The 22,196-nt window shown below is 58.9% G+C and carries 17 protein-coding genes and 1 pseudogene; 10 read left to right on the top strand and 8 right to left on the bottom strand.

From position 1 onward, the window contains the following. Position 1: 1 nt before the first annotated feature. From IPN28_09365 to IPN28_09355, 3 genes and pseudogenes are all read left to right on the top strand, one after another. Positions 2-409: pseudogene (locus IPN28_09365) on the top strand (hypothetical protein). A 500-nt stretch (positions 410-909) separates the two neighbouring features. Beyond that, positions 910-3,861: a hypothetical protein gene (locus IPN28_09360; GenBank protein QQS56487.1), complete on the top strand. Its 2,952-nt coding sequence runs from the start codon at positions 910-912 to the stop codon at positions 3,859-3,861. Further along, complete coding sequence (locus IPN28_09355; GenBank protein ID QQS56486.1) at positions 3,854-4,351, top strand: hypothetical protein; 498 nt, start codon at positions 3,854-3,856, stop codon at positions 4,349-4,351. Before IPN28_09360 ends, IPN28_09355 begins: the two co-directional genes overlap by 8 nt. A gap of 78 nt (positions 4,352-4,429) precedes the next feature. Here the strand turns inward: IPN28_09355 and IPN28_09350 are convergent, their stop codons facing one another. Beyond that, the gene (locus IPN28_09350) at positions 4,430-4,573 is read right to left on the bottom strand and encodes a hypothetical protein (protein ID QQS56485.1); all 144 of its coding nucleotides are present in this window, start codon (positions 4,571-4,573) and stop codon (positions 4,430-4,432) included. Positions 4,574-4,656: 83 nt separating this feature from the next. On the opposite strand from IPN28_09350, the gene IPN28_09345 reads away from it, so the two are divergent. The 4 genes from IPN28_09345 to IPN28_09330 all read left to right on the top strand — a co-directional run bounded on the left by IPN28_09345 (position 4,657) and on the right by IPN28_09330 (position 9,433). Beyond that, positions 4,657-6,477 (top strand): ParB/RepB/Spo0J family partition protein, encoded by a 1,821-nt coding sequence (locus tag IPN28_09345; GenBank protein ID QQS56484.1) that lies wholly within the window; start codon positions 4,657-4,659, stop codon positions 6,475-6,477. A 321-nt stretch (positions 6,478-6,798) separates the two neighbouring features. Then, positions 6,799-7,158, top strand: coding sequence for a DUF2958 domain-containing protein (locus IPN28_09340; GenBank protein ID QQS58589.1), 360 nt, complete (start codon positions 6,799-6,801; stop codon positions 7,156-7,158). A 100-nt stretch (positions 7,159-7,258) separates the two neighbouring features. Further along, entirely contained in the window at positions 7,259-7,882 is a 624-nt protein-coding gene (locus tag IPN28_09335; GenBank protein QQS56483.1) for a hypothetical protein, read from the top strand. 633 nt (positions 7,883-8,515) lie between these two features. Further along, positions 8,516-9,433, top strand: coding sequence for a DUF1738 domain-containing protein (locus IPN28_09330; protein ID QQS56482.1), 918 nt, complete (start codon positions 8,516-8,518; stop codon positions 9,431-9,433). A gap of 60 nt (positions 9,434-9,493) precedes the next feature. On the opposite strand, the gene IPN28_09325 is transcribed toward IPN28_09330, so the two are convergent. Further along, positions 9,494-9,670, bottom strand: coding sequence for a hypothetical protein (locus IPN28_09325; protein QQS56481.1), 177 nt, complete (start codon positions 9,668-9,670; stop codon positions 9,494-9,496). Between the two features lie 349 nt (positions 9,671-10,019). Further along, positions 10,020-10,709 carry a hypothetical protein gene (locus tag IPN28_09320; protein ID QQS56480.1) on the bottom strand — a complete coding sequence of 230 codons (690 nt, stop codon included), beginning with the start codon at positions 10,707-10,709 and terminating at the stop codon, positions 10,020-10,022. Between the two features lie 180 nt (positions 10,710-10,889). Between IPN28_09320 and IPN28_09315 the strand changes: the two genes are divergently transcribed. Both IPN28_09315 and IPN28_09310 read left to right on the top strand, forming a co-directional pair. Further along, positions 10,890-15,857, top strand: coding sequence for an RHS repeat protein (locus tag IPN28_09315; GenBank protein ID QQS56479.1), 4,968 nt, complete (start codon positions 10,890-10,892; stop codon positions 15,855-15,857). A gap of 92 nt (positions 15,858-15,949) precedes the next feature. Then, positions 15,950-16,429 (top strand): hypothetical protein, encoded by a 480-nt coding sequence (locus tag IPN28_09310; GenBank protein ID QQS56478.1) that lies wholly within the window; start codon positions 15,950-15,952, stop codon positions 16,427-16,429. Between the two features lie 85 nt (positions 16,430-16,514). Here IPN28_09310 and IPN28_09305 read toward each other — a convergent pair whose 3' ends face one another. Beyond that, positions 16,515-17,576: a relaxase gene (locus IPN28_09305; protein QQS56477.1), complete on the bottom strand. Its 1,062-nt coding sequence runs from the start codon at positions 17,574-17,576 to the stop codon at positions 16,515-16,517. On the opposite strand from IPN28_09305, the gene IPN28_09300 reads away from it, so the two are divergent. Next, entirely contained in the window at positions 17,562-17,900 is a 339-nt protein-coding gene (locus IPN28_09300) for a hypothetical protein (GenBank protein QQS56476.1), read from the top strand. The genes IPN28_09305 and IPN28_09300 overlap by 15 nt on opposite strands. On the opposite strand, the gene IPN28_09295 is transcribed toward IPN28_09300, so the two are convergent. The 4 genes from IPN28_09295 to IPN28_09280 all read right to left on the bottom strand — a co-directional run bounded on the left by IPN28_09295 (position 17,861) and on the right by IPN28_09280 (position 22,195). Further along, a complete protein-coding gene (locus IPN28_09295; protein ID QQS56475.1) occupies positions 17,861-18,277 on the bottom strand; it encodes a hypothetical protein in 417 nt (138 codons plus the stop codon). The two genes, IPN28_09300 and IPN28_09295, sit on opposite strands and share 40 nt — an antisense overlap. Then, positions 18,270-20,168 carry a recombinase family protein gene (locus IPN28_09290; protein ID QQS56474.1) on the bottom strand — a complete coding sequence of 633 codons (1,899 nt, stop codon included), beginning with the start codon at positions 20,166-20,168 and terminating at the stop codon, positions 18,270-18,272. The genes IPN28_09295 and IPN28_09290 overlap by 8 nt, the downstream gene beginning before the upstream one ends. Before the next feature lie 8 nt (positions 20,169-20,176). Further along, on the bottom strand, positions 20,177-20,377 hold the full coding sequence (locus IPN28_09285) for a hypothetical protein (GenBank protein ID QQS56473.1): 201 nt from the start codon (positions 20,375-20,377) through the stop codon (positions 20,177-20,179). A gap of 120 nt (positions 20,378-20,497) precedes the next feature. Beyond that, complete coding sequence (locus tag IPN28_09280) at positions 20,498-22,195, bottom strand: type IV secretory system conjugative DNA transfer family protein (GenBank protein ID QQS56472.1); 1,698 nt, start codon at positions 22,193-22,195, stop codon at positions 20,498-20,500. Between the last annotated feature and the right edge of the window lies 1 nt (position 22,196).

Below are 22,196 nucleotides of genomic sequence, written 5' to 3'. Positions count from 1 at the left end.
CGTGTCGAACGCCTCAACCCTGTTCAAAGAATGCGTGCAGGCCATCCAGCGCGGCGAGCTGATCGAGCGCGAAGGCCGCAGCGACAAGGAGTTTCATTTCCAGAACTGGTTCAAGCGGCGGCTCGAAGCGGCCGGGCTGAACTTCGACTCGCCGGGCCGCAACTCCTACCCGGATTTCCGGCTCGTGCGTTTCGCAGAAGGGTTCGAGCTTAAAGGTCTTGCGTATCCGGGACGCGAAGCCGATTACGACTGTAATTCGCAGGTTCCCTGCGGCGAGCATAACGGGCGGCAGGTCTACTACGTGTTCGGGCGTTATCCGGTGAATCCGGACGGCAACCGATACCCCGTCCTTGATCTCGTCTTGTGTCACGGCAGTTTCCTTAACGCCGACAACACCTACATTCACAAGAACAAGAGCTTCCGGGGATTCGGCAGTTACGGCGACATTCTCGTGCGCGACCGCAAAATGTATGTCGCGCCCACGCCCTTTGCGCTGGCGGACGGCACCGCGCACCGACGCACGCTCATCGTTCCTGAAGGTCACGCCGTCGATGCCGACCTTGTTGAAGTCGGCACGCTCACGCGGCGCGAGGTCGAGCAGGTCGTGGTCGCTTACAGCTTCGATCTGCGAACCAACGAAATCGCCACAACCAACGTCGCCAATCCGAGCGCAGGCCGCGAGCATGTCTTCAAAGCCTACCGCGTCGCGGGCGATCCGGCGGATGCGGTCAGTTTGCGCCCTCGCAGGCGCGTGCTGGCGGAGTTGAATGCGGCGGAAGCGGCCGACGATGAAGACGAGTAGCCAAACATCCGCTCGCTCACGCGATGGGTGCAAGAACGCTCTTGCCAGACCATCGAGCGTTTTCTATGACAGTGGTTAAAGAACGCTGATAACGGGAAGTCACTGCCATGACATCAAATTGGCCGAGAGGGTCGGAATGGAGGCGCTGGGATCTGCACGTCCACACGCCAGCTTCGTTCGAGCATCAGTTTGGGAGCTGGGACGAGTATCTGGCCGCCATGCGCACGATCAAGGACGTTTCTGTCCTCGGCGTCACCGACTACTTCTTCATTGACGGATACAAGAAAATCCGTGAGCTGCACAAGTCTGGCGACTTCTCTAACTTTGATGCCGTTCTTCCGAATATCGAGTTGCGCCTGGGTACGTTCGTTCCCAAGCGAAGCGACGGCACACAGCTCCGCCGTCTTAACTTTCACATCGTTTTCAGCGATGACCTAGAGCCGGACGTTATCGAACAGCAATTTATCCAAGCTCTTCACTTCCAGATCGAGGGTCATCCGGAAGATGATCGCGGCGTTCGAAATGTCACACGGCAGGCCATCGAGGAGGCGGGCCGGCTAGTAAAACAGCATCAGTCGAGTTTTGCTCAGGACTCGGATTTTGTCGCGGGATGCAAGGTCGTCACCTTCGATCTGAACGAAGTCCGTAAGGTTCTCCAGAAGAAGTGCTTCGAGGGCAAGTACCTTCTGTTTTTGGCTGCTGAAAACTGGGATCAAATCTCGTGGTCCGGACAGGACTATCTAGTCCGGAAGAACCTTCTGCAAAGCGCCCACGGGATGTTCTGCGGACAGGCGAGCACGATTGCCTGGTGTCTGGGCCGACATCAAGACATGAGCGAGGATGCTTTCAAGGCGGAGTTCGGCGCCTTGAAACCCTGTGTTCACGGCTCCGATGCGCACGCGATCGCCGATCTGTGCAAACCGAAGGATGACAAGTTCTGCTGGATCAAGGGGGACCCTACATTCGAGGGTCTGCGGCAGATCATCTATGAACCTGCCGACCGCGTCTATGTCGGCCCGAGCGCACCGCTTTATCACGACGAAGCCCGCGTGCTTCAGAGCATTTCCCTTTCAAACGCGGACGGCTGGTTCGACGATCTGGAAATTCCGCTCAATGCTGGCCTCGTTTCCATCATCGGACAAAAAGGGTCCGGCAAATCCGCGCTCGCGGAAATCGTCGCGCACGCTGCCGATAGCTGGAATACGGAGGAACCCGGCAGCTTTCTTCAGCGTGCCGGCTCTTATCTTGACGATGTTCCAGTGACGCTAACATGGGCCGACGGCACGTCCACTAAGGTCCGTCTTGGCGATGAGCAGTCCGACGAGCGCAAAGTCCGCTATCTCTCCCAGAAGTTTGTTGAACGGCTCTGCGCGGAAGATCGCATGGGCGGCGAGCTTGTTCGCGAGATCGAAGGCGTGATCTTCGCGTGCACAGACCCTACGGAGACGATGAACGCCTCCGATTTTGCGGAATTGCGTGCGATCCGGACAGACGGCATCCGTGCGGACGCGCAGCGCCTCCGGGAAGACCTCGTGCGGTTCATTCGAGAAGGATGCACGTTGCGAGAGAACGCGAAGAAGCTTCCGGAGAAGAAGGCACGGATCAAGACCTTGCAGGACGAAGAAGCCGGGCTGGTCAAGCAGATGCCGAAGCCGGCGACGGAGGCAGAGAAGAATCTCCAGAAGGAGCTACAGGATCGGCGCAATCAGTTGACGGCCGTTCAGCAAAGTATTGCGGCAGCCAGGACGCAGATCCAGAAGCTGGCAGACATCAGAACGCGCGTGTCGGCGTTTAAGTCACAGATCACGCGGTTCACATCGGAAATCGACACTCTCCTGAAAGAGGCCGGTGTTCCGGAGGCAGACAAGGACACCTTTCATCCCGCGTTCGCCAAGGATACCGACACTCCGCTCGCTCGGCGGAAAACCGCTTTGGAAGCGGATATCAAGAAGAAGGAAGGCACTGCGGAGCAGCCGACAGAAGGGACGCTCCGGTGGCTGGAAGCCCAGATCAAGAAACTCACCGAAACGGAGTCCGCCGACAAGGCCCGGCACGAGCGGATCAAGGTCATCCAAACGCGGATCGCGGCCATCGCCGTTGAGGTGAAACGCATACAGGAAGAAGTGACGCAGATCGAAGGGCCGGAGAAGGCGCGCATGGAGGCAGCCTATAAGGAGCGTCTTGACGCCTATGCCGGCTATTTCCGCGTCCTTCAAGAAGAGCAGAAAACACTCGAAGAACTGTACGCACCCGTCAAAGCCCGCTTAGCGGTTGAATCCGGATCGGTGCAAGACTTAGAGTTTTCAATTCGGTGGCACGCGGACATCGAGGCGTGGCTAAAGCGTGGCAGTGCGCTTTTTGACCAGCGCCGCACCTTGCCTTACGGCACATTCAGTGATCTGTCCAAAGCCGCTCAACAGATTCTCGTTGCCGCGTGGTCGTCCGGCGATCCCAACACTATCCGGGACGCGCACGAGAAGTTTTTGGAGGAGTTCAAGAAAAAAGACCTGAAACCCAAAGACTACTTACGCGCGGACGCGACACAGCAGGCATTGATCGAGTGGTTGTACGATGTTGAGCACATCACGCTGAACTATGGCCTGAAATACAACGGGGCCGATCTCGAAAAGCTTTCGCCGGGTACGAAGGGAATCGTCCTGCTGATCCTTTATCTCGGCCTCGATACTGTCGATACGCGTCCCCTGATTGTCGATCAGCCAGATGAAAATCTAGATAACGAATCTATCTACAAGCTACTAACGCGCTATTTCAGGGACGCCAAGAAGCGCCGCCAGATCATCCTGATTACCCACAACCCCAACCTTGTTGTGAACGCGGATTCAGAGCAGGTCATTATTGCGACCAGTGCTCGCCGCGATGACGGACTTCCTCATATCAGCTATGTATCTGGATCACTGGAGAATACGGCCCACGACGGCACCGGCATTCGAGAGCAGACATGCCGCATCCTTGAAGGCGGAACGGACGCGTTCAGGAAGCGTGAACTTAGATACTCACTGCTTTCCGGCATCGCAAGCACTGAGGGTTCGCGTGGCTAGCAACGACGATCCATTCCGTCACTTACACATGCCGCGCGAATTGGCCTGCGAATTCCTAGCTGTCTTCTCGCGTATGGAGTATGCCCTTAAGGCGACGCCGTGCTATGTCGCCGGGGATGAGAATCGAGCTGATGCGTTATGGGATCGTTTTGCCAACGATATCGAGAATGCGTTTTGCGCTATCCCGAAGGCGGACCACTCGTTCTGGGAAGCGGCGACTTATCTGCTTGACCATCCGCCGCGCAAGCAAGTGCTTCAGGACGGTGCGCTAATGTTTAAGGACCAAGTTATCGACCAAAGCCAGAAGCGAGCGCAACAGACATTGCTCATGGTTCGCACGGTGAGAAACAATCTTTTTCATGGCGGGAAGCATTATCCAAACGGCGAGCAGGAGCTAGGGAGAAATGAACGGCTCGTGTCGTCTGCTCTTCTGGTTCTAAAGCGTTCCAGTTCACTTTGCCCGGAAGTCCGGGAACGGTACGAGCGCTAGAAAGTCCGTCCCATCGCGTGTTCCTGCCAGACCTTTTGTAGGGGGACACGGTCTTTCGACGCTGACCGCCATACCTCCTTAGGGAGTCCCTCCCTCGGCGCGCTTCACGCAAAAATAGACGGTTCCCGAGGCTCCTGCGCTGGCGCTCCGTGCGCCCGCCGTCGATTTTTTGTTCCGCTTGCACACCCTGTTCTCGCCGAAGGGCAGGGGTTGCAGGCGCAACCCCTCATTCCATTCGGGAAGGGGCAAGGGCCGCGAGAGTCGCGGGCCGCGCTTCTAACACCCATGACGGAAAGGACTTTGTCATGACCCTTCAATCCATATCCCTCTCTCAACTCACGCCCTCCAAAGCCAACCCGCGCAAGCTGTTCGAGGTCTCAGCCCTCGAAGGACTGGCCGCCAGCATCCGAGCCGATGGGCTCTTGCAGAACCTTGTCGTCGCTCCGGCCAAGGGTAAGACTTTTGCGGTCATCAGCGGTGAGCGCCGTTACCGCGCCTTGAAGCTGCTCGAAGAACGCGGGCAGTTACCCGAAGGTTTCACCGTTCCGGTCGAAATCCGCAAGGCCACCACCAAGGACGACCGTGTCCGACTGGCCACCGTCGAAAACCTGCAACGCGCCGACCTCACGCCTCTGGAGCAAACGGCGGCCCTGACCAAACTGTTGAAGGACGGAGAGAGCCTTGAGGAATTGGCGGCGCAGACCGGATTATCCCTGACCACCATCCGGCGGCGGCTGGCGCTCAATGCAATGTGCAAGGAGGCCAAAGCCGCGCTGGAAGCAGGGAAGGTCTCCCTCGCGCAAGCCGAGGCGCTGAGTTTGGGTGATCGGGACGCGCAGCGCCGGATCGTTGAAGAGATGAAGCGCGGTTCTTTCATCAGCCCCGACCTGATCCGCCGCAACATGATCGGCAGACGCCCCTGCGTGGCCGATGCGGTCTTTCCCTTGGAGCGGTATACCGGAGGCATCACTACCGATCTCTTTGCTGAAGGCGAGACCAGCTATTTCGATGATGCCGAGCAGTTCATGGCCTTGCAGAAGGAGGCCGTGGATGAACTGGCCGCGCATTACGCCAAGACCGCCGCTTGGGTCGAGGTGACGGAGGACTGGAATATCACCGACTGGCAATTTGAGGACGCGCCCGAAGGCGAAACGGGCGGCGTTCTGATCAACATCACTCCGCGAGGGATCGTCGAACTGCGCGAAGGCTTGCTCAAGCCGGACCTCGATCAGGGGACGGCAGACACCTTGGCCGAAAACCCTCTTGCGCCGCCCAAGGCCAAGCCGTTCTATACAGCGCCCGTGCGCCGGATCATCGGCCATTGCAAAACCGCCGCTGTGGGTGAATTGCTTCTGGCCTCACCACGCACCGCCAAGGAAGTGTTGGCCGTGCTGCTGCTCGATGCCTTCAATCCGCACGAGGCGTACCGTGAAGCCGCCAAACACTCCGAGCGCCAGAAACCCTTCACGGTTCTGGATTGTCAGGCGCGGATGATGGCGCAGCGCCTTCGCTTGCCCGTGGAGGAGGGGGAATGCGGTTGGGCGGTGCTTGCCTCCCGCACCCCCTTCGATCCGGTGGCGCTCTATACCGCGATCAAGGCGCTGAGCGATCACGACCTCGATGAACTCCACACGCTGATCGTGGCGCTCACCTTCGGTCAAAAATACTGCGACAGGCTGGATAGTGCCGACACGCTCTTTAACCGCGTGGCCCAAGACCTCAAGGCCGATCTGCGCCATCACTGGATTCCCGACCGCGCCTTTCTTTCGCGGCGGACCCGTGAACAGCTTCTGGAGATTGCCAAACACAACGGTATGGCGGAGGGCAGAGGGGCTCTGGCCACCTACAAGAAATCCGAGTTGGTTGAAGGCATTCTCTTCCATGACGCTCAGGCCCGGAGCGCCTCTTCGCCCACACTAGCGCAGCGCAAGGCGCTGGACTGGCTGCCCGAGGCGTTCCTGTTCCCTGCCACCGGACCCGATACGCACTCGGAAGCGGAGGAGCCGGACGCGGACGCCCTTGAGGCCGAAGCCCAAGCGGTTGACGAGGCCGACGAGGACGCCGACGAAGGCGAGGGGACTGAGGATGATCCGCTCGAAGATGAAGGGCGACGCGAAGCGGCGTAAAGAGCCTTAACTCACCACCAGCAACGTCCGGCGGCTCTCTCCCGCCGGACGCTGTGCGCGTTTTCTCCCTTTCCGTTCGTGCGCTCCGGTCTTTGGCTGCGGGCAGAGCGTGATTGCTGTCCCTTCATCGGGTGCGGTTTTGTTTTTCGCGCCCCGGTCTAGCCGCGCGCGGCGGACAGCGCAACGGGCGGCCCGCTCCTTCACGTACGTTCCCGTGTAGCCCGTTCCCGCCCTCCATGAATGTCGGTCGTGCGCTGCCGCCTTGTCCCCGCGGCTCTTGGGGTTCGCGTCAAACCCGAAACCCTTAAAGGAGACTTCTCCATGAAACTTCTCACCAAAAATCAGCACGCAAAACTTCTGAAGAACGGCCAGGTCAACGCGCAGCGTCTGGCGGACGGGCTGGAGCCCATCGACCATCCGCCGGTGGTCAAGTTCTTCACACCCGATGCCGCCTGCACCTGGCTGCTCTCCGAACTCGATCCCGAGGAGAACGACATCGCCTTCGGCCTGTGCGATCTGGGATTCGGCTGCCCGGAACTCGGCAGCGTCCGGCTCTCGGAACTCGCTTCGGTGCGCGGGCGACTCGGCCTGCCCGTCGAACGCGAACTCCACTTCACGGGCGACAAGCCGCTTTCGGTCTACGCAGAGGAAGCGCGGCTTGCGCAGCACATCAAGGCGTGATGCCCACCTCGATGCCCTCCGCCCGGCTACAGGCGGAGGGTTTTCGCGTCTTCTTACAGACACCCTTGCATTGTGGCGTTCAGCTCACTAGGAATAGAGCATGATGATCGCCAATGCCTTTCCGCCTAAACTGGTCCAGAAACCAGCATATCCATGGGCTGAGAGGATATCGGAATCGCAGGCAATTCAAGCAATAGAGAATGCTGAAACGGGCATATGCAAGTATCTGTCCCTGATGAAGCGGTACGAGGCTGTAGACGTATCAAGCGACATGAAGTTTCAAGTCGCGTACAAGGGTTTTTATCGAGTTAGGCAAAAAGCAGAGGCGTGGTATCAGGCGTATTTTGGATTGATGCAAGAGTGTCGGTCACAAAGACCAGAATTTGCAGAAATCCTGGAAGAGCTGCGCCTTCGTCTCGGCAGCAACAGGTGCGAGGCGTCGTTTGCCAGCAAACTTGTTGCGACATTGAACCCCGACCGGCCTGTGTGGGACCGCTATGTCCTAAAGAGTCTCGGTCTCAAGTGGCCCGGTCGCAAGAGCGATGACAAGCATAAAGGCGCTGTGACCCTCTATGCCTCGATGAGGCATGATTTGGAGTCGTTTCTAACGACGGATACTGCTCACCGCTGGATAGGGCTATTCAACGAGCGGGTTGTAGGCTCCGACCGCATCAGCGACATGAAGAAAGTAGATTTCATTCTTTGGCAGAATAGACCGCCTTGAAGCTGGCGATCCACAAAGTAGCGGTCGCAATGCGGCTGCTTAGATGCAAGCGCAAGGGGTCCGGTTCATCCGGCACCACACGACGACGCGCACCAACTGGTACTACGAAGCGGTGAGCGCCTTTCTGGATGGTGATTTCTTCGCGGAGTGAGTTTCGGCCTCGATGCGCGTGAGCGCGCAGCCGTCCACCTCGAAATCGCCCTTGCTCTGACTTTCCTAACCACGGCCTGACGGTCATCCAGACCGGCGCACGCTTACTCCATTGCATCGGCGCATCGCGTTGATGCCCCAGGCTGGCCGCGCAGACGGGCGGAGCACCCGTCGGCGAGCGTTCCACTCCAACGAATTAGGGCCGAACTGATCAAGCGTGTCGGCTCCGGTCCTTTCTTCCGGCTGACTTTGAATGCGTTCTTTGTGTTCGTTTCTGTTCGCCTCTCCTTCGGTCGGTCGGTTTCGGAAGCTCCACCCACTCTGACGGGGGCGACGCGCGCGCAACGGGCGGCCCGCTCCCTTCACATTCGTTCCCGTGTGGCCCGTTCCCCCTGCGCTGCGCTTCGGGTGCGCGCGCGTCTTTTCCCCCGTCTCCTCTGGTTCCGCGTGTTCCGAACCAACCGCCAACCGAAGGAGATCACCATGAAACACGAACACGCCGAACGCAAAGATGTCTACAGCCGGATCACGGACCGGATTATCGCCGACCTCGAACAGGGCGTGCGGCCCTGGATGAAGCCGTGGAACGCCGAGCACGCCGCCGGACGGATTACCCGCCCGCTGCGTCATAATGGCCAGCCCTATAACGGCATCAACGTGCTGATGCTCTGGTCCGCCGCCGTGGATCGCGGCTACGCCGCCCCAATCTGGATGACCTACAAGCAGGCCGCCGAACTTGGCGGTCATGTCCGCAAGGGCGAGAAGGGCGAGCTGGTCGTCTACGCCAACACCTTCACGCGCACCGAGACCGATGCCGAAACCGGAGAGGATGCCGAACGCGCCATCCCGTTCCTGAAAGGCTACACCGTCTTCAATGCCGAGCAGATCGAAGGCTTGCCCGCGCATTTCACGGCGCTGGCCGAACCTACGCTCGATCCGGTTGAGCGGATCGAACGCGCCGAAGAATTCTTCTCCGCCACCAAAGCCGATATTCGCCACGGCGGCAACATGGCCTGCTACGCCATCGGCTCCGATCACATCCAGATGCCGCCCTTCGTCGCCTTCCGCGACGCGCAGAGCTACTACGCGACACTCGCACATGAGATGACGCACTGGACGCGGCATTCCAAGCGCCTCGACCGCGACTTCGGACGCAAGTCCTTCGGCGATGCCGGCTACGCCCGCGAAGAGCTGGTCGCCGAGATGGGCAGCGCCTTCCTGGCCGCAGACCTCGGACTCGCTCTTGAACCCCGCGACGATCACGCCGCCTACATCGGCCACTGGCTGGCCGTCCTGAAGGAGGACAAGCGGGCGATTGTCTCCGCCGCTTCCCACGCGCAGCGCGCTGCCGACTTTCTGATCGGCTTGCAGCCGAAGCCGAAGCAGGAGGCCGCCGCTTAGGCGCAGTCTTTGCGTGCTCTGCTTGTCGCGGAGCACGCATTTCTCTGCGAAGGGACCCGGTTAAAAGCCGGGAGCGCGATCAGCGAGTTCCGCGCGGATGTTTTGCAGCGACGCGATGGCGTTGCGCCGCTCATGCGGCTGCTCGAAGTGCGCGAGCGCATTGAAGATGTCGCGGTAAAGCGCGCGCAGTTCGCTGGTGGATTTCGAAGCCAGTTCGAAGCGTGTGGTGAGTTTCATAGTGTCCTCCTTGAGGGTTCAGGAGGCCCGGACCATTCCGAGCCTTTCATGCCCGGACAGACACAGAATCATCGGGTGAAAGGTCGGATTGGTTCGGATCGTCTTATGAAAACGCTAAGGAGGATCGCGAAACGAGCAAACGGGAAGAATGTCTGAGGAAGACACAAGCGGGCGGCGTGTGCGGGACACGCGCAGCGTCAAAGTGTTCGATGGAACGGAGAGTCGCGCGGACGGTAAGCGCGCCGCGCTATGCGGCAGGCATCACTATTGGTGCTTTACGGAAAACATACGCGCGAGACGTGCGCCGCGCAAAACGGGCGCTGGATGCAGCTCCTGCATACAGGAGCATTCAGTCTGTCTGGAGGCTGAGGTCGGCTTCGGGTTGCTTGCCGGTCTTGTGCTTATCGAAGGCCAGGCGCGTTTCGTAAGGAACGTCATCCTGTTGCTTTAATGTATAGAGGGTCTTGCCGCCCTCTAGCACGCTCTTGGAGACATCGAAGAAGCCGCGGAGGAAAACCTGCGCCTTGTTATCTCCCCAGGCGACGGGGAAGGCGCTGACCGACTCGATCATCGGCAAGTCGAATCGAACGCGCGTGGCACAACCCGCTTCGATATCGGCGTCATCGAGAGGCAGGGGGAATCCGGCTTCTCCGAAGTTGAGAATACCAATGTATTCAGCTCTCTGATCCGGCCAGCACTTGCTAAAGACCGGATGTTCGAAGCGGTCGGTCGCGGCGCGCGCTTCCGGCGTATCAAGAGATGAAGGGTCCATCGGCACATAGCGGACGATGGAAACGTCCAGATAGACGGTCTTGCCTTCGTTCGCTTCGAGAAATTTGTGAATCCTGTTATCCGCGTTGGCTTCGAGCACATGAAGCGGCCCGGAATAAGACGGGTGCTTCGCAAGTTCGGTTTGCTCGTCGGCCGTTGGCTTTGCGGTTACCGTCGCAGCGTCGGCGGAACCGGTCCGGAGCATTGTGAGCGCACCGACGGTGAGAACGCACACACAAAGAAGGCGGGTGGATGAAGACCAAGACATCGAACAGGCTCCTGTCAAAAAAACTTCAATCACAAGTGTTTTTTTCTTGCTGAATCCTTTTTACGTTTTCTAGTATCGAAGGCGCAAACATTTTTTTGCGTGTGATAGTCGTAAACGTCGTCGTCCGGTCGGTGCATCCTGTTCGTGGAAGTGTTGGGCCGCTATGTGCAGGAGCAGTGAATGGGCAAGAGGTCAGTCAGACGGGTAACAGCACTGAGAGGTTCGGCCCATCTGATTCTTGCGGTGTGTGTATTGATCCTGGTGCACGTTTCGGCCCGCGCCGATGATTGCGGGGACACCTACACGTGCAGCGATGTGGCCTACTGGTGGTATCCCGCGACAAACCCGAATGTGAGCTATCCGCAAAATCCGCTCTACGGCAGTTTCGCTCTGGGCAGGAATTTCTACTCATGGCCGGTTTGCGACGGTCATGTTACGAAATCCGCCGTGACGGACTCCTGGGATAACAAGGCCACCAAAAAGCCGAATGATCAGTGCAACACAAGGCAAGACGGCGGCGTTGATATCAATGGCAATCCTCTGTTCCTCACCTCAAGCCCGCAGGCGATCCAGCAAAAGCATGGCGGGAGCGCCGCGGCTGACAATCAGGGGGCACAGAACGTCTACTACAACAACGCCCTTGTGGACGAAACGCTCTGGTTCACCAGTCCGGGCGCAAGCGCCGGAAACCCCAAAGACGTTCCCTTCAAGCTGTGCTTCAAATACCGCACAACGCCCGGTCCCAGCCCTTACAACACATACGCCGATGCGGAAGTTGCAACCCAGCTCACGAAGTTTGCCTATCTCGGCACTCTGGCCCAAATCAACCCCTCATGGACTTCGGGCGGTCCGACGATCAACCGGGGTGCGGCCCCCAACTGGACGACGGATAAATGCAATACGGGCAAATGGACGCTGACCGGTCCGGGCGGCGGCGCGTATTCGCGCATGACCTTGTTTACCATCGGGACACGTTACTACCACGCGCCGCCCGTTCACCAGTATCGGCGCAACGGCAAGGTCGAGGGCTGTTTTCAAATCACTCCTGATCCAACGACAGGGCATATGCCCTCAGGCGTAACCTGTGCCAGTGCTTCGGGGGTATTTCCGGGATGTGAGTTCCCTGTCGATCAGAATGAATTCTGCGCCGAGAACAAGAAAAAGAAGGCGGATGAATGCACAGGGACCAGCGCCGATACGGGCGGATGCTCGTGCGGAAATCCAATCGACTGCACTTACGGCTACAAGGTTCAGAAGGAACTCGACTATGCCGGATCAAGCGCCCTTCGTTTCGAGCGCACGTACCGTAGCAACGGCGACTGGCTGAATTTCAATCTCGGCAAATACTGGCGGCACAATTACGACCGCACGATCACCTTGGTTTCAGGTCCGCAATCCAAGGCGGTGGAGATCACGACCGGAGAAGGCACGGCCTATAAATTCCGTTCGGATGTCGCCGCTAATAACTGGCAATCTCTCGATTCCGATGTGAAGGCCACCTTCACCGAGCGCTATGACGCCACGCCCACGCTCATTGGTTATCTCTACACCTCCGAAGGACAAACCAGGGAGTACTACAACACCAGCAAGAAACTCACGCGGATCGAATATCAGGGCGGCGAAGCGCTCAACCTGACCTATGACGGCTCGGGGCGGCTTTCGACCGTGACTGACGAGCACGGGCGCAGCCTGACTCTGACTTATGACGGCTCCAGCCGTGTGTCCACCGTGGTCACGCCGGATGGCACCTTCACTTACAGCTACGGAAGCAACAACAATCTGACTCAGGTCACCAAACCCGACACCAAGACCCGCATCTATCATTATGAAAACGCGACCTTTGTCAATGCGCTCACGGGCATCACGGACGAAATGGGTGTGCGGATTTCCACGTGGGGCTATGACGCGCAAGGGCGGGCGAATGCGTCGTCCCATGCGGGCGGTGTGGATGACTTCGCCATTACCTACAACACAGATGAGACGACAACGGTCACGAACCCGCTCGGGAAATCGACCACCTACACTTACACCATCATCAACGGTCTACGAAAGATTACCAAGATTGACCAGGCGGCCAGCGCGAATACGCCCGCTGCGACGGCCTTCAATACCTACACGTCGGACGGCTATCTTGCCAGCACAACGGATTTCAAAGGAAACGTCACCAATTACACCTATGACGCCAACGGTCTTGAGACTTCCCGTGTTGAAGCCGTTGGTAAGCCCGAAGAGCGCACGATCACGACAACTTGGATACCCAGTCTACGATTACGGGATGTGATCACGGAGCAGGGCAGAACGACAGACTTCGCCTATGACGCCGATGGACGACAGACCTCCGTCACAGTGACGGACACCAATTCCGGCGAGACACGGACCACCACCTTCACCTACTGGCCGAATACGACCGTGGGCGGAAACACAGTCCTGGGCCGCCTGAAGGAGATCGACGGGCCGCGCACGGATGTGACGGACAAGACAACTTTTACCTATGACGCCAGTTTCCGGCTGATCAAGACGACCAACGCGCTCGGCCAGTTTACGGAAACCACGTCCTTCGATGCCGCCGACCGCCCGCTGATTACAAAGGATGAGAACGGCATCGAAACCCGCTTGACTTACGACACACTCGGGCGGCTCAAGACCGTCAAGCGGGCCTTCGGCACCCCACTCGAAGCGCTGACCACCTTGACCTACAATTTCAATGGCGATCTCACGCAAGTGGACACACCGAACGGGACGACCGTTACCTACAGCTACGACAACGCCCGCCGTCTCACGGGCATGGCGGACGATCTGGGTAATACGGTTGCTTATACGCTCGATGATGACGGGAACGTTCTGACCGAGCTGCGGAAAGACCCGTCCAATGCCCTCAAATACACCCACAGCCAAACCTTCGATGAGATGTCGCGGTTGCTTACTTCTGTTGGGGCCGGAGCCGCGTGGACGCGCTCCTTCTCCTACGACAAGAACAGCAATATGACGGCGTATACAAACGCCAACAACCACGCCACGAACTTTGCCTTTGACGGGCTGGATCGGCTGGTCACGGCGACCGACGCGCTTTCAGGCGTGACCACCAACACGATCAACGATCTCGATCAGACCACGGGAATCAAAGACCCGCGCAACAATACGACGACTTACGGCTATAACGCTTTCGGCGATGTCACGCAGGTCGTCAGCCCCGATACCGGCACGGCGTCCTATACGCATGACAAGGCAGGGAACGTTACGCAGATCGTTGACGCACGCTCGGTTGTTACCAACTTCACTTACGACGCGATCAACAGGCTGGCCACGGTTGCCTATCCTTCAGACACCGCGCTCAATGTCACCCTGACCTATGACGACAACCCGGTGCCCGGAAACTGCGGCACGAGCAAGGGCCGTCTGTGCCGCGTGGTCGATGCTTCCGGCACCACGGATTACAAGTACAACGTCCTCGGTCAGCTCATTGAAGTGAAGGAAATCCGAGGCGCACTTTCCTTCACCACCGCCTATGAATACGACCTTGTCGGAGTCCTCAAGAAAATCACCCTGCCTTCGGGACGGCAGGTCACCTATACCCTGAACGGCAACGGGCAAGTGACGAACGTCTCCGCGCCGATCAACGGCACGGCCACGAATCTGGCCAGCTCGATCACCTATCTGCCCTACGGCCCTTTGAGCGGCCTGACCTATGGCAATACGAAAACCCTCTCGGCCAGCTACGATCAGGATTACCGCCCGACCAATAGAACAGTCTCCGGCGTCTTCAATCACGCCTACGACACCGATAATGACGGCAACATCACGCAGAAGGGCGTCCGCACCTACACCTACGATGTTCTGGAGCGCCTGAACGCCGAGGCCGGAGGCACGGCGACCAGCTTCACCTATGATCCCATCGGGAACCGCCTGACGGAAGTGGCGGGCGGGACAACGAATTACACCTACCCCTCCACGAACAGCAAACTTTCCAGCGTCGGGGCAAACAGCTACACCTACGATGCGATGGGCAACGTGACGGGCGATGGGGCGCGGACCTATGTGTGGAGCGCGGCGGGCCTGCTCAAGGAAGCGAAGATCGGCGGCACGACCGTCGGAACTTACACCTACAGCGCCAATAACCAGCGTACGAAGAAAGTGGCCGGAGGCACGACGACGCATTACGTCTACGGTCTCGGAGGCTCTCTCTATGGCGAATATGACAGCAGCGGAACGCTGATCCGGGAATATATCTGGCTCAATGGGGAGCCGCTGGCACAAATCCTGAAATCGGGTGCCACCGAGACCGTGACCTATCTGCACACGGATCATTTGATGACGCCGCGCTACGGCACCAACAGCACAGGCTCAACGGTCTGGACATGGGATTCCGGAGCTTTCGGGAAGGAAGCGCCCACAGGCACGGCCACCGTCAATCTGCGTTTCCCCGGCCAGTACTTCGATTCGGAGACAACGCTCCACTACAACTGGAACAGATATTACAACCCGCTCATCGGACGCTATGTTTCTAGCGATCCTATAGGGCTTGCGGGCGGGCTAAATTCGTTTGGGTATGTAGCGCAAAATCCACTGGTACTACTCGATGTCTTGGGATTGGATACTCCATCAGTTTGGGATCAATTCAATCCATGGGAGTCCCGTGGCAAGAGAGGGTCTATTGTTGTCGCGGATTATCGCGAATGGTATCAACTGAATTTTCCGAAGACATTAAATCATTCTATTGGTGTCATCTTGGACAGAATTGCGCGACAAATTTGCAGCAATCCCGGAGGAAAACTGTATCCCGGACTGAGAGGTGGTGGAGACGATGTGGATGTCGATATGTGGACGGGTCAGCATTATTTTGAACCTCATCCTTTTTCTGATATTCGCTATTTCATGCTCGTCCACTACTACATTGGCGGGCACTCTTTCAAGACAACAGATATCAACGTGACATGGAGAAATGCTGATCAGTTTTCTTTTAAAACACTTCTGTATGCATTGGACCAAAAAGGCGATAACAAGGGATTCATAAATCCTACGTTTGAGTATCGATATTGGCTTTTTGCACAGTGGAATGTGGCAGGAGAGGGTTGCTGTAGCAAGAAGACAATTACTGCGACGCTAACTGGAACCTTTAGCAAGACGCCAAAGGGGATATCCATACCTTAGAAGAGTTTGTGAAGGATTAGGCAGTAGGCAGTCGCAGTAAAGACTTCTAGATTGTTTGTGGATGAAAGAGAGAATTATAAGGAAAAGGCGAAATGCATACTGCTCTCAAGATTGTTTCCGTCTTATTCTTATTAGTTGCCATATACATTATTTTTTCTGTGACCTTGTCTTGTATTGTAAATTACTACCAACTAAACAATTCAGCAAAAGCCTTACTAAAGGAGGTCTTAAAGATCGAAGACTTTCATACACGTAAAGCATATATACACTCGTGGTTTCTGAATCCTGGCGGGCGTTGGCACGTCATTCTTGATGAAGGGTTTGATGCTGCCAAATCAAATTTACCGTCTGCACAAATGAAGGTGGCTGACCCTTCGGACGTCCCCTTGCCGGATGAGTATATTCGAAGATTGTTTGATGTGAATTTCGATGGGTATGAATGTTATTCAGGCTTTGATCTAAAGCTAGGACCGGAGAGTATTTGTAGCGCCGAATCTCCAAGCGTCTGTAACATTACGATCTGTGCTAAACAAGGAGACAAAAATCTCTTCATCACCATATCCCCTTTTTGAAGCTTAACGTTGCGAGAATGCAGAGTCCTATATGTTTGCATTCTCTGTTACTTCTTTCCTCGCCTGACAATAGAAAAATCCTCATCTACATCTCATGGCATTGCCCGGCTTTCTTCCCCCGGACGCCTCGGCGGTTTGGTGTTAGCGATGGGAGTGGTGTCTGGATCCCCAGATCGGCCTCTTTCACCTTGCTGCGGAACACATCCGGCGTTGCATCACGCTCGCGCTCGGGCATCGCGATCTTCACCATATCGGCCATCAGCTTCTGCTGCTCCTCTTCGTGCCGTGTGCGCATCGTCTCGAACTGCGCCTGAAGCGTCTGGCGCCGGTCGAGTTGCGCTTCGATCAATTCCTGCCGCTCGCTGCGGTCGCGCACATGGCCGTTCCACGCGTCCTTCTCGTTCTCCTTGCGGATGGCCCAGTATTTGAAGGTGAGCTTGTCCCAGAGACCCTTGAAGCCCTTGCGGATACGGGAGGCGCGCACTCTCTGCTCTTCGTTCCAGCGTTTCTCCTGATATGCCTTCTGCGCCGCGCGGTCCTTGCGATGCTGCTCGGTCATGGTTGTCTTGATCCGCAGGAGCGGGCGCAGTTCCTGCTCATGGGTCTTCTGCAATTCGGCGCGGTACTTTTCTAAGAGGCCGCGCAACGTCGCCTCGATCTTTTTTTTCGTGTCCTCGACCGTCGGCAGCGCCGTGTGCTTTCCGAGGCGTTTTTCCAGCGCTTTGGCCTTGATCCCGAGTTGCTTGCTCAGGGAAAAAACTTCACCGTAAATATCGACGGCCACGAACCCCCGCCTATCGCCCTGCGCGAGGAAGAAGCCGCGTTCATGGAGCACGCTCTCGAACGCCTTCTTCCCGTCGGCGACAGCCCAGCATTCCTGCAAGCAGGCTTTGATCGCAGCGGCGCTGCGCCCGGTGCGCGCCGCCTGCTGCCATTCGGCCCGCGTGAAGTTGAGCGGGTTGCGGTGCTCCCGGTTCATCAAGCCTTTGGGCATCGTCCAGCCGTGCTCGATGTAGAGGGCGCGTGAGATGGAATAGAGCTTCCTGCGGTCGAAGGCGATATTGACAGCCTTCATATCCTCGGTCCTGATCCGGCTCCAGACGCAATGGGCGTGGCGGCGGCCTTCTTTCTCGTGAAAGACAACCACGCGCGGTTGATCGGTGAGACCGAGCCTGTCCTCGATGATCTTGAGCGCTTTCTCGAAGTCCTCGACGGGCACGCTCTGGTCTTTGGGCGGGTTGAGCGAGAGGGCGTAGAGATATTTCTGGCACTGCGTGCCTTGCGCGAGCGCGTAGGCTTCTTCGAGCGCGCCGCGCACGGTGCCCGCCAGAAAGCCCCGGACCTCATGAACGGTGACATGCTCGTTCTGCTGTCCGTTGAGCAGATGTTCGGCCATCTGCCGCCCGCCGCCGCGCTGGTTGCCTTTGAGGATCATGGCGCACCGTCTTTTCCCTTGTCGCCGGAGGGCTGAAGGCCCAAGGCGGTCAGGAGCGCATCGCGCATGGCGCGGATTCCGGCGCAGGCTTCGAGCAGCGCCCGGTGGACCTCGGCATTGACCGGCAACGATCCGGTATGGACGGCCTTGGCGAGCTGGTTGATGTTCGAGGAGAGGCGGGACTGACCGAGCAGGCCCAGGAGTTTGGCCAGAGCCTCGCGGTCCTTGACGGGCTTGCGCCCCCGCGTCCGGGGCCGGATGTCGCGCTCTAAAAGCGCATCCTTGATCCAGGCGCCGAGCGGCTGCCCGTCGGCCAGCGCATCGAGCGCCTTGCGCTCCTCCTTTGTGAGCCGCAGCGAGAAGGGCGCGCCGTGTTTGCCGGGATTCTTGCCGGACGGGGGTTTCTCAGCCATGGCCGCCCCCTTTTCCCGAAATAATGGCGGTTGCCGGTTCGCCGTCCGAACCCGTACAATGCGCGGCTCTGGCAGCGCGAACTCCCTCCGGCTCGGACAGTAACGCGCTAAGACAGTCGAGGGCGGCAGGTCCGGCGGCGATATCGAAGGCTTGAAAGAGCGGTAGATAGCGTTGGTTGAGAGCCCCCGCTACCAACGCCGTCTTGGCCGTACCGAAGCGGTTGTCATTGACAGCCTGCCGGGTACGGCCGGACAACAGCCGATCCTTACTGGCCGCCTCTGCTCCGGCGGCCAGATCAAGGATTCCGGCCAGATCGCCGTAAAGGTCGATCTTCAATTCGTCCCGCCCCGGAACTCCCAAATGGGACCAGGGCGTGAGGACGATTTTCTCGATCAGCCCCCGCACATGCTCCGAAGCTTCGCCCGGAGCCCCTCCGGAGCCCCCGGTCGCGAGCGCCTCCCGCAAGCCCGCCACTTCCTCGCGGTAACGGCGGGCCATCGTGGGGTGCAGGAGCGGCCTGGCCTGTTCGCTGCCCTGGGCAAGGGTCTTGTCCAGAACCTCCAGCCGCGCCGCGATGCTCTCCAGCTCGTCCTTGACCAAGGCGGCGGCGATGCCTTCCCGGATCGCCTGCAGGACGTTCGCACGGGCCTTCTGGAGCTTCTCCCGTTCGGCTCTAGCCTCGCGCAGAGCATCGTCCTGCGCCGCGCGGAGGCGGTTGAGGTGGGCGGTGTATTCTGCGCAGAAGACGGCCAGCAGATCATCCCGCATGAGGTGGGTTTGCAGGGCGGAAAGGACTTTGCCCTCCAGATGCTCCCGCGCCATCGTCTTCCGGTTGCCGCAGACGCTCTCGCCCTTGTTCTTGGAGGAAGCGCAGCCGTAATGGGTGGCGTTGATCTTGGCGTAGCCGCCGCCGCAGACCCCGCACTTGACCAGCCCGGAAAGCAGGTAACGGGGTCGGTTTCTTGCCCACAGGCCCGGAGCCTTCGCATCCAAATCCTTCTGGCGCGCCTTCGCCGCGTCCCACAATTCCTGCGGGACGATCCGTAACTCGGGGATACTCTGACGGATGAGGGACGCCTCGTCATTGAGGCGCGTGACGCGCCGTCCGGTCGCCGGGTCTTTGATAAAGCGCTGGCGGTTCCAGACAAGCTGACCGATATACAGCTCGTTATTGAGGATGCCGGTGCCGCGCCGCCGGTTGCCGTTGATCGTGCTTTGACCCCATGCCTTTCCGGACGGACACTTGATGCCCTCCCGGTTGAACTGTGCGGCAATCGCCTTGGGCGAAAGGTTCTTCCTTGCGTAATCCTCGAAGATGCGGACGACGATGGCGGCCTGCGCCGCATTGACCGTGCGATCCCCGCGCAGCGCCTGGCCTTGGGCATCGAAGCGTTTCACCACGTCATAGCCGTAGGCGATCCCGCCGCCGGACTTGCCGTGCTCGATGCGCCCGCGCAAGCCCCGGCGGGTTTTATCCGCAAGGTCTTTGAGGAACATCGCATTCATCGTGCCTTTGAGGCCGATATGCAGGGTGGAGATTTCCCCCTCGGAGAGCGTCCACATTGCCACGCCTGCAAACTGCAAGCGCTTGTAGATCCCGGCGATATCCTCCTGATCGCGCGACAGTCGATCCAACGCTTCCGCAAGGACAATGTCGAACTGTCCCGCGAGCGCATCGCGGATCAGCGCCTGGATGCCGGGGCGCATGAGCGATGCGCCCGACAATCCGGCATCGCTATAGTGCTCAACGATGGTCCAGCCTTCCGCCTTCGCGCGCTCGGTGCAGAGACGCACCTGATCCTCGATGGAGTGATCGCTTTGAAGGTCGCTGCTATAGCGCGCATAGAGCGCGACGCGTTTGCCCGGAGAATTGTTCGAAAGTGTTTTCATTACCGCCCTCATTGCACCCGTCCGTTCTCCCGTTCGCGCTCCGCCCGAACATCCGCTTCCGCCGCCTGCCGCGCCAGCGCTTTCACCAGCGCGATGATCTTCACTTCCAGCTTCGTTCGCGTTTGTTTGCGCTGGGGGCGATTGTGACTCTCTTCTTGCTGAGTCTTCAACCGCCGGAGCGCCTTGCGTTCTGCGGGGTCACGCGGCATGGCGCTTCCCCTTCAGCGTGACATGCGGGCGCTTAACGAACAGTAAAGAGAATCGGCGAAAAGCGGCTCCGGGAGCCGCGTTCCAGCAATTTGTCCTCCAAAGTAGATTGCCCATGCCGCTCATGATCGCTCCGCGTTTCCGCCCACCGCTTTCGCGGACGCAGGCGGATTTATTTTCGGAGGGGGCGTGGCGCAGGCGCGTTTGGACCAGACCGCATCCTTAAAGTAGGGAAGCTTTCTTGCGCGGATGACGGGCTGGCCGGCCACGGCGATCAGTTGCTCCTCTTCGGGCAGCCGGCCGATCTCATCGGGCGTGAGGACCGGAAAGCCGCGCTCATTCACCGACAGACGCCACGGCGCGAAGAGGTTTTCGGCCTCACGGGAAACGCTGCGGCCTTTGCGTGTCGCATGGCCGATGCGCGCGCTCCACGCCTTGCGGTCGAGTTCGCTGCGGATACTCCAGGCTTGCACGAGGCTCGATTGTTCCTCGATCAACCCGGCGAGATTGGGGCCGTAAATATCCACGGGCTGGCGGCGGCTCTGGAAGATCATCCAGCACCGCACGCCCTTGCCGGGGAGGAGCGAGAGCGCCTTGCCGATATTGGGCAGGCGTCCGAGATTGCCCATCTCCTCCAGCAGGAAAAGCAGCTTCGTGCGGCGCTCATGCAGCGTCGGCGAGGCGGCGATGGCCTCCAAGAGCAGCGTGACGATCAGCCCCATCCACGGCCCGTGGGTTTCGAGCTTTGATTCGGGAAGAATGAGATAAAGCGTCGTCTTCCCATCCAGCACATCGGAAAGCGAGAAGTCACTTTCCAGAAGCGATTGGCCGAATTCGGAATGCGCCTCGTAAAGCTCAAGCGCGTGCAGGGCGTTGTCGCGGAACGCGCCGAAGGTCTTGGCGTATTCGGGCTCCAGCCCGTCGGCGAGCGCATTGCCGTATTCGCGCAGGAGGCCCGAGAACATCAGCGTCTGCTGCATGACCGAGGCCATCGAGCGCTTTTCGAATTCACTGGACCAGACGCAGGCGCGCAATCCCGGCAGGGTGCATTTGTCAGGTTCCAGCGCGGCGAGGTAGAGAAGGAAGGTGACGATCAGGCGCCGCCCGCCATTGCGGAAGAAGATTCCATCGCCCGCCTCGTTCGTGTGACCGCGTTCAGGGACAAGCTGGAGCGCGATCAGCTTGCAGAGCGCGTGCAGTTCGCGCCCGCTGTTTTTCAGAACATCCTCGACGAGCACGCGCAGCGGATTAAAGCGCAGGCCGGGAATGCCACGCGCGCCGAAGGGATTGAGGATGAGGACGCGCTGCCCGTCCTTCTTTCGCCATCCGGCGGTGAGCGCGGTCAGCTCGCCCTTGACATCGGTGACGATCACGCTACCGGAGGTCCAGTGCAAAAGCGCCGGGACGACGAGCGACGTTGTTTTCCCTGTGCGCGCCGGGGCGTAGGCCAGCATATGGCCGTTGCCGGTGTGGAAGGGATCGTAGAAGAGCTTTTGGCCCTCCAGTGTGCCGATGAAGAGACCGCCTCTTGCCTCAAGCATCTTCTGCGCGAAAGTATCCTTGAGCGTGGCGAGCCGCGCCGCGCCGTAGCCGCCGGAGACGATCCGGCTTTCATGCAGGAGGTTGATCTGGTTGGCGGTCTCCAGCCCTTGCAGGGAGAGTGCGAGCAGCGTCTTGAGCAATAGGAAGAGCGCCAGCCCCATGACCGCCAGTCCCCACAGACGCCAGAGCGGAAACTGCGCGATCCATGCGCCGAGCCACAGCAGCGCCAGCGCAAGGATCAGCGCCGGAATAAGGGGTTGACGTTGCCGGAGACGCATC

It is taken from the genome of Alphaproteobacteria bacterium, assembly GCA_016699735.1.
In the GTDB taxonomy this organism is placed as follows: Bacteria; Pseudomonadota; Alphaproteobacteria; order Micavibrionales; family Micavibrionaceae; genus JAGNKE01.
Note: the sequence above shows the minus strand (reverse complement) of the source record. Positions and strands in the feature narration are given on the sequence as shown.

Excerpts from the sequence above, each read along its gene's own strand:
- IPN28_09360 (QQS56487.1), top strand. The coding sequence starts at position 910 with ATGACATCAAATTGGCCGAGAGGGTCGGAATGGAGGCGCTGGGATCTG.
- IPN28_09345 (QQS56484.1), top strand. The coding sequence starts at position 4,657 with ATGACCCTTCAATCCATATCCCTCTCTCAACTCACGCCCTCCAAAGCC.
- IPN28_09340 (QQS58589.1), top strand. The coding sequence starts at position 6,799 with ATGAAACTTCTCACCAAAAATCAGCACGCAAAACTTCTGAAGAACGGC.
- IPN28_09335 (QQS56483.1), top strand. The coding sequence starts at position 7,259 with ATGATGATCGCCAATGCCTTTCCGCCTAAACTGGTCCAGAAACCAGCA.
- IPN28_09330 (QQS56482.1), top strand. The coding sequence starts at position 8,516 with ATGAAACACGAACACGCCGAACGCAAAGATGTCTACAGCCGGATCACG.
- IPN28_09325 (QQS56481.1), bottom strand. The coding sequence starts at position 9,670 with ATGAAACTCACCACACGCTTCGAACTGGCTTCGAAATCCACCAGCGAA.
- IPN28_09320 (QQS56480.1), bottom strand. The coding sequence starts at position 10,709 with ATGTCTTGGTCTTCATCCACCCGCCTTCTTTGTGTGTGCGTTCTCACC.
- IPN28_09315 (QQS56479.1), top strand. The coding sequence starts at position 10,890 with ATGGGCAAGAGGTCAGTCAGACGGGTAACAGCACTGAGAGGTTCGGCC.
- IPN28_09310 (QQS56478.1), top strand. The coding sequence starts at position 15,950 with ATGCATACTGCTCTCAAGATTGTTTCCGTCTTATTCTTATTAGTTGCC.
- IPN28_09295 (QQS56475.1), bottom strand. The coding sequence starts at position 18,277 with ATGGCTGAGAAACCCCCGTCCGGCAAGAATCCCGGCAAACACGGCGCG.
- IPN28_09290 (QQS56474.1), bottom strand. The coding sequence starts at position 20,168 with ATGAAAACACTTTCGAACAATTCTCCGGGCAAACGCGTCGCGCTCTAT.
- IPN28_09285 (QQS56473.1), bottom strand. The coding sequence starts at position 20,377 with ATGCCGCGTGACCCCGCAGAACGCAAGGCGCTCCGGCGGTTGAAGACT.
- IPN28_09280 (QQS56472.1), bottom strand. The coding sequence starts at position 22,195 with ATGCGTCTCCGGCAACGTCAACCCCTTATTCCGGCGCTGATCCTTGCG.